Source organism: Kitasatospora sp. NPDC059571, assembly GCF_042735675.1.
Classification (GTDB): domain Bacteria; phylum Actinomycetota; class Actinomycetes; order Streptomycetales; family Streptomycetaceae; genus Kitasatospora.
In genome coordinates this window covers 3,044-9,520 of record NZ_JBHWBW010000184.1, presented here as the reverse complement: position 1 = coordinate 9,520, position 6,477 = coordinate 3,044, and the positions used below count along the sequence as shown (strand labels likewise).

4 protein-coding genes and 1 pseudogene are annotated in these 6,477 nt (G+C 75.7%); 1 reads left to right on the top strand and 4 read right to left on the bottom strand.

Annotation, left to right across the window (positions count from 1 at the left end):
• Positions 1–99: 99 nt before the first annotated feature.
• Entirely contained in the window at positions 100–1,674 is a 1,575-nt protein-coding gene (gene hutH, locus ACFV0G_RS20880; protein ID WP_380549714.1) for a histidine ammonia-lyase, read from the bottom strand.
• 143 nt (positions 1,675–1,817) lie between these two features.
• Here hutH and fdhD point away from each other — a divergent pair, with 143 nt between their 5' ends.
• Entirely contained in the window at positions 1,818–2,639 is an 822-nt protein-coding gene (gene fdhD / locus ACFV0G_RS20875) for a formate dehydrogenase accessory sulfurtransferase FdhD (RefSeq protein WP_380549711.1), read from the top strand.
• Between the two features lie 24 nt (positions 2,640–2,663).
• Here fdhD and ACFV0G_RS20870 read toward each other — a convergent pair whose 3' ends face one another.
• From ACFV0G_RS20870 to ACFV0G_RS20860, 3 genes and pseudogenes are all read right to left on the bottom strand, one after another.
• A complete protein-coding gene (locus ACFV0G_RS20870) occupies positions 2,664–2,999 on the bottom strand; it encodes a hypothetical protein (RefSeq protein ID WP_380549708.1) in 336 nt (111 codons plus the stop codon).
• Positions 3,000–3,700: 701 nt separating this feature from the next.
• A pseudogene (locus tag ACFV0G_RS20865) lies at positions 3,701–4,855 on the bottom strand (diguanylate cyclase domain-containing protein); the annotation flags it as partial.
• A gap of 226 nt (positions 4,856–5,081) precedes the next feature.
• Positions 5,082–6,218 (bottom strand): adenylate/guanylate cyclase domain-containing protein, encoded by a 1,137-nt coding sequence (locus tag ACFV0G_RS20860; protein ID WP_380549705.1) that lies wholly within the window; start codon positions 6,216–6,218, stop codon positions 5,082–5,084.
• Positions 6,219–6,477: the final 259 nt, after the last annotated feature.

The window sequence follows — 6,477 nt, the reverse complement described above, 5'->3', positions numbered from 1 at the left end:
CCGGCCCCCGCCGCACCACCCTCCCCTCCGCGGGGCCCGGCCGCGCGGGGGTGCGGGGGGGGCAGGGGGGGGCCGGAGCCCCCCCGACCCGCCGGGGCGTCAGGCCAGCGGGCCGGTGACCCGCTCGACCGCGCGCACCAGGTCGCCGGAGGCGACCAGGGCGGCCGCGGCCTCCAGGTCGGGCGACAGGAAGCGGTCGCGGCCGGGACCGCCGACGCCCGCCTCGCGGGCGGCCGCGATGGCGGCCGCGGAGGCCGGGGCGAGCGGGCCGCTGCCGCCCTCGGCGCGGATCTCCAGCGCACGGGAGGAGGCGACCAGCTCGACGGCGAGCACCCGGGAGAGGTTCTGCACGGCCTGGCGCAGCTTGCGGGCAGCCGACCAGCCCATCGACACGTGGTCCTCCTGCATGGCGGAGGACGGGATGGAGTCGACCGAGGCCGGGACGGCGAGGCGCTTGTTCTCGCTGACCAGGGCGGCCTGGGTGTACTGGGCGATCATCAGGCCGGAGTCCACGCCCGGGTCGTCGGCGAGGAAGGCCGGCAGGCCGTGCGAGCGGGCCTTGTCGAGCAGCCGGTCGGTGCGCCGCTCGGAGATCGAGCCGAGGTCGGCCGCGGCGATGGCGAGGAAGTCCAGCACGTACGCGACCGGGGCGCCGTGGAAGTTGCCGTTGGACTCCACCCGGCCGTCCGGGAGCACCACCGGGTTGTCGACCGAGGCGGCGAGCTCGCGCTCGGCGACGGTGCGGGCGTGCGCGACGGTGTCGCGGCCGGCGCCGGCGACCTGCGGGGCGCAGCGGATCGAGTAGGCGTCCTGGACGCGCGGCGCGTCGTCCTGGTGGTGGCCGGTCAGGCCGGAGCCCTTGAGCACGGCCAGCATGTTGGCGGCGGAGAGCGCCTGGCCGGGGTGCGGGCGGATCGGGGCGTGCAGCTCGGGGGCGAGCACCTTGTCGGTGCCGAGCAGCGCCTCCAGGCTCATCGCGGCGGTGATGTCGGCGGTGGTGAACAGGCGCTGGAGGTCGGCGATGGCCATGACCAGCATGCCGAGCATGCCGTCGGTGCCGTTGATGAGGGCGAGGCCCTCCTTCTCCAGCAGTTCGACGGGCTCGATGCCGGCGGCGGCGAGCAGCTCCGCGGCGTCCTTCTCCACGCCGTCCGGGCCGAACGCGGTGCCCTCGCCCATCAGCACCAGGGCGCAGTGCGAGAGCGGGGCGAGGTCGCCGGAGCAGCCGAGCGAGCCGAACTCGCGGACGGCCGGGGTGATGCCCGCGTTGAGCAGGGCGGCCATGGTCTCGGCGACCAGCGGGCGCACACCGGTACGGCCGGAGGCGAGGGTCTTCATGCGCAGGAACACCAGCGCGCGGACGACCTCGCGCTCCACCACCGGGCCCATGCCGGCGGCGTGCGAGCGGACCAGCGAGCGCTGGAGCTGGGCGCGCAGCTCGGGGCTGATGTGGCGGACGGCGAGGGCGCCGAAGCCGGTGGAGACGCCGTAGACCGGGCGCGGCTCGGCGGCCAGCGCGTCGATCCGGGCGCGGGCGCCGGCCATCTCGGCGAGGGCGTCGGGGCCGATCTCGACCCGGGCGTTGCCCCGGGCGACGGCGAGGACGTCCTCGGCAGTGACATCGGCCTTGCCGACCTGGACCAGTGGCGCGTCGGGGGCCACAGCACCGTGCATATCCATATGCACAATCGAATCAGGTGAATGGGAATCTGACAACCGCGGGCGGCGGGTCAGTCGCGGCGACCCCCGGGGGATTTCCCTTCCGGCCGCCGGTGCCGCAGGCTGGGCCCGACGGGGCACGGGACGACGGAGGGCTGATGGCACGGGCGACGATACGGCGCAGGGTGGTCCGGCTGCGCGGCGCGGAGCAGGGCGTGCGGCCCGATTCGCTGGCTGCGGAGGAGCCGCTGGAGATCCGGGTCGGCGGCGAGCCGCTGACCGTCACCATGCGCACCCCGGGCCACGACTTCGACCTGGTGGCCGGCTTCCTGGTGGGTGAGGGCATGGTCCACTCGGCGGAGCAGCTGGCCGCGCTGCGCTACTGCGCCGGGACGGACGCCGAGGGCGCCAACACCTACAACGTGGTCGACGCGACCGTCCGCGGCCGGGTCGCCGCGCTGTCGACGCACCGCAACCTGCTCACCACCAGCGCCTGCGGCCTGTGCGGCCGCGACACCGTGGAGGCGGTGCGCACGCACAGCCGGTGGCCGGTCGCCGAGGACCCGCTGCGCGTCTCCCCCGCGACGCTGTACGCCCTGCCGGACCGGCTGCGGGCCGCGCAGCGGGCGTTCGAGAGCACCGGGGGCCTGCACGCCGCCGGGCTGTTCGACGCGCAGGGCCGGCTGCTCTGCGTCCGCGAGGACGTGGGCCGGCACAACGCGGTGGACAAGGTGGTCGGCTGGGCGCTGCGCGAGGGCCGGCTGCCGCTGGCCGGGCACCTGCTGCTGGTCAGCGGGCGGGCCTCGTTCGAGCTGACCCAGAAGGCGGCGCTGGCGGGTGTCCCGCTGCTGGCCGCGGTGTCGGCGCCCTCCTCGCTGGCGGTCGAGCTCGCCGAGGAGCTGGGCCTGACCCTGGTCGGGTTCCTGCGCGGCGAGAGCGCCAACGTGTACACGGGTGCCGAGCGGGTGGCGGCCGGCTGAGCCGCCGCCCCGCCCGGCCCGGGGTCAGTCGCGCGAGCGGCGGCGCATCGACACCACCACGGCGACCAGCACGGCCAGCAGCACGATGATCACCAGCACGCCGATCAGCTTGCCGAGCACGCCGCTCTTGGACTTCGACTTCTTCTTGGTCTTGGACTTCGCCAGGTTGACGGCGGTCGTCGCGGACGCCGCCCGCGCGGTCACCGTCCGCCCGGCCGAGGCCGGGGCCTGCGGCGCCGCCGGCGCCTGCCGGACGGCCGCGGCGGCCCGCGGTGCGGCGACTGCCTCGCCGCCGGCCAGCGCGGTCCCCCCGACCGCCATCACGAGTGTGAGCAGTACTCCGGCCAGCCGTGTGCGCATTGGTCCCTCCCAGGTCCCCCGGTGCGATGCGGTCACACTGTCGCATGCCCCCGGCGGCCCCGGACAGTCCTGCGGGGCCCGCTGTGGCCCAGCTGTGACGTCCCGTCCGCGGACCGCGGACCGGCCCGGCGGCGTCAGTCGGGCGGCGGCGAGGCCGGGCCGGAGAGGGCGACCGCGACCAGCGCGCGCAGCGTCGCGGCGACCTGCCCGAGCGGCAGGGTCGCATCGTCCGCGAAGAGCTCGACCAGCCAGCCGCCGGCCGGGTTCGGGCCGCCCGCGGCGACCATCGCCTTGTAGCCGCTGACCACCATCACGGCCTCCTCGGCCGGGTCGTTGCCGGCCGCGCCCACCCGCAGCGCGAAGCCGCCGCCGCGGGCGGCCCGGCGGGTCTGCGGATAGTGGCGGAGGTCGAACACGGCGTCCGGCGCCTCGATCTGGGCCCGCTGGGTGACCGCGCCGGAGCCGCTCGGCCCGCTGGTCAGCCGGTAGACGGCGTGCTGGGCGGTGCGCATCAGGTGGGAGCCGGGCGGCACGTAGGAGACCCACCAGGCGACGGCGTCCAGCAGGTGGGCGGCGGTCTCCGCGACGGTCACCAGCCGGGCCAGCGTGTCGGCCGGATGGTTGGCCCGCTGGGTGCCGTTGTGGTCGAGCGCGGCCAGCACGGTGGCGAGCAGCTGGCCCGGGTCGGCGCTGTGCGCGGCCCCGCGGAAGCGGCGCCGGTCGCCGCCGCGCGGGCCGGGCCCGCCCCGGCGCGGCTCGCTGCGGTGGTGCGGGTCGGCGGCGTCGGCGAGCAGCACGGTCGGGTCCGGGGAGAACCCGGGCCCGTGGCTGCGGCCGGCCACCACCGGGTGCGCGGCCCGGGAGGCCTTGGCCCGGTACTGGGCGGCGTCGGCCAGCCGGAACAGCCGGTCCGGGGTGGAGACCGGGCCGATCGAGTCGCCGGTGGAGGCGACCCCGCAGGCCACCCCCTCGCCCTCGGTGAGCTGCAGGGCCCGGGTGCACAGCTCCTCGGCCACCGCGACCACCTCGTCGGCCTTCTGACCCTCCACCAGCAGGCAGAACTCGTCGCCGCCGAGCCGCGCGGCCAGGCTGCCGGGCAGCTTCGCGGCGCACAGCGACAGCTGGTGGGCGAATCGTTCCAGCAGCCGGTCGCCCATCTCGTGGCCGAGCTGGTCGTTGACCCGCTTCAGCCCGTTGACGTCGCAGACGACCAGGCTGACCACGGTGGCGTCGCGGTTGTGGGCCTGCAGGGCGCTCTCCAGCCGGGCGTCCACCGCGCGCCGGTTGGCGAGCCCGGTCAGCGGGTCGGTGAAGGCGAGGCGGCGCAGGTCGGCGAGGCGCTCGGTCTGCGCCAGTCCGGCGGAGATCTGTGCGGCCAGCAGGGTGGCGTAGTCGGCGTCGGCCTCGTCGAAGACCGGCATGCCCTCCGTCCGGGCGAGGTAGAGCTCGCCCCAGGCCTGGCCGTGCAGCACGATCGGGGCGACCAGGCAGCAGGCCCGGCCGCGCCGGCGCAGCCCGGCCGCGCGCTGGCGGCAGAACGCGCCGGCACCCGGGTGCGGGTGGGCGCTCTGCGGGTCCGGGTCCTCCGCGGTCTGCACCCAGGCGCGGGGCAGCCGGCCGGTGGTCCAGTGCTCGTCCAGGTAGGTGACGATCTCGGGGAAGTCGGCGACCGGGTACGACTCGTCCTCGGGGAACTCCTCCTCGCCGGCGGCGAGGTCGCCGTAGTTGGCGAGCACCCGGAGCCGCCCGGACTCGCGGTCCCAGACCGAGACGGCGGCCATCGTGGTGTCCAGCGCGCTGGTGGCCCGGACGGCTGCGGCACGCACGGCCTCCAGCGGGGTCAGCGCACCGGCCATGTCGTGGGCGAGCTCGACCACCGCCTGGAGCCGGAGGTCGGTGGTGGCGGCCTGCGGCGCGGGGCCGCCGGGGCGCTGGGCAGCTGTGGTCTCGCCGCTCAACCGGATCGCCTCGTCCCTGTGGTCCGTACCGCCGTGGTGCGCATCCATAGTGGACCAAGGTTATGGCGGTTCGGTAAGGCTATGCCCGATTTGTCAAGGTGAAATTGTGAGCGTCCGGTGCCGCTCAGTCACCGAGGGCGCTGCGGGTGAGCAGCCACGGCTCGACCAGGCCCAGCCCGCGCACCGGACGGCGCCACATCGGCTGGAGGTGGAAGGGGTAGCCGCTCTCCGACCGGTGGCCGGCCGGGTCCTCCGGCACGTACGGCGGGACGGCCCCGCTCTGCTCCAGGGCGGTGGCGAGCTCGCCGTCGACCAGCACGGCGTCCTTGGGCGCGATCGAGGTCAGCCGGCTCGCCAGGTTCACGGTGGTGCCGAAGACGTCGCCCATCCGGGAGGTGACCGTGCCGAAGGCCATGCCCACCCGCAGGGCCGGCATGGTGTCCTCCTTGGCCAGCGTCTCGACCAGCACCACGGCGATCTCGGCCGCGATGGCCGGCTCCTCGGTGGCGTAGAGGATCTCGTCGCCGAGGGTCTTGATCACCCGGCCGCCGCGGCCCACGATCAGGTCGGCGCAGGTGTTCTCGAAGGTCTCGACGAGCTCGCCGAGCTCCTCCTCCTCCAGCCGCCGGGAGAGCCGGGTGAACCCGACCAGGTCGGCGAAGCCGACCGCGAGGCGGCCGCTGGTGATCTCGTTGTCCTCGGCCGCGTGCACCACCCGGCCGGTGACGGCGGCGAGTTGACGGCGCCAGACGTACACCAGGAACTGCTCCAGCTCGGGCAGCAGCAGCTCGGTCAGCGGGTAGGCGACCTCGGCCCTGGTCATGCCGGGCTCGACGGACTGGGTGAGGTTCTCCAGGAAGGTGTCCATCTGCCAGGTCGCCAGCCGGGAGGTGGTCTGGCCGGTGGAGCGGGCGACCTGGATCGCCATCGACTCGCTGAGCAGCCCGGACTCGATCAGGCCGGCGAGGCGGCGCAGCGCGATCACGTCGTTGTCGGTGAGCGCCCGCTTCTGCCCGATGTCGGGGAAGCCCATCGCCCGCCAGAAGCGGCTGGCGAGCTCCATCGGGACGTCCGCGGCGCGGGCGGCCTGGTACGGGGTGTACTTGCGCGGGGCGTCGAGGATCAGCCGTTCCAGGTCGAGGGCGACCGTCCGCTGGCCGTCCCCGCCCCCGCCGTCGCCGTTGCCGCCCCCGGCGTCGCCGTTGCCGCTCCCGGCGTCGCCGTTGCCGCCCCCGCTGCCGCCCGATTCCTCGCCTGCCACCGGTCCATCCCCGTGCGGTCGCCGCACTGCCTCTCGTCCTGCCTGTCAATGGCGTGCCCCACCGCGCGGGTAGTGGCGCGCCTCACACCGCTGCCAGGTGGAATGTTCGCACGGAATCCCGTCATCCGGGGCATCCGGTCCGTCAGCCGGCCTCCGGGCGCTGCGGCCGCACGTGCACCACGTCGCCCGCGGCGACCGGCCGGGGGGCCCCCCCCCGGGGGGGGCGGCCCCCACCCCCCCCGGCCCCGCAGCGCCCCCC

Coding starts and splice junctions, on each gene's coding strand:
- hutH (WP_380549714.1), bottom strand. CDS start 1,674: ATGCACGGTGCTGTGGCCCCCGACGCGCCACTGGTCCAGGTCGGCAAG.
- fdhD (WP_380549711.1), top strand. CDS start 1,818: ATGGCACGGGCGACGATACGGCGCAGGGTGGTCCGGCTGCGCGGCGCG.
- ACFV0G_RS20870 (WP_380549708.1), bottom strand. CDS start 2,999: ATGCGCACACGGCTGGCCGGAGTACTGCTCACACTCGTGATGGCGGTC.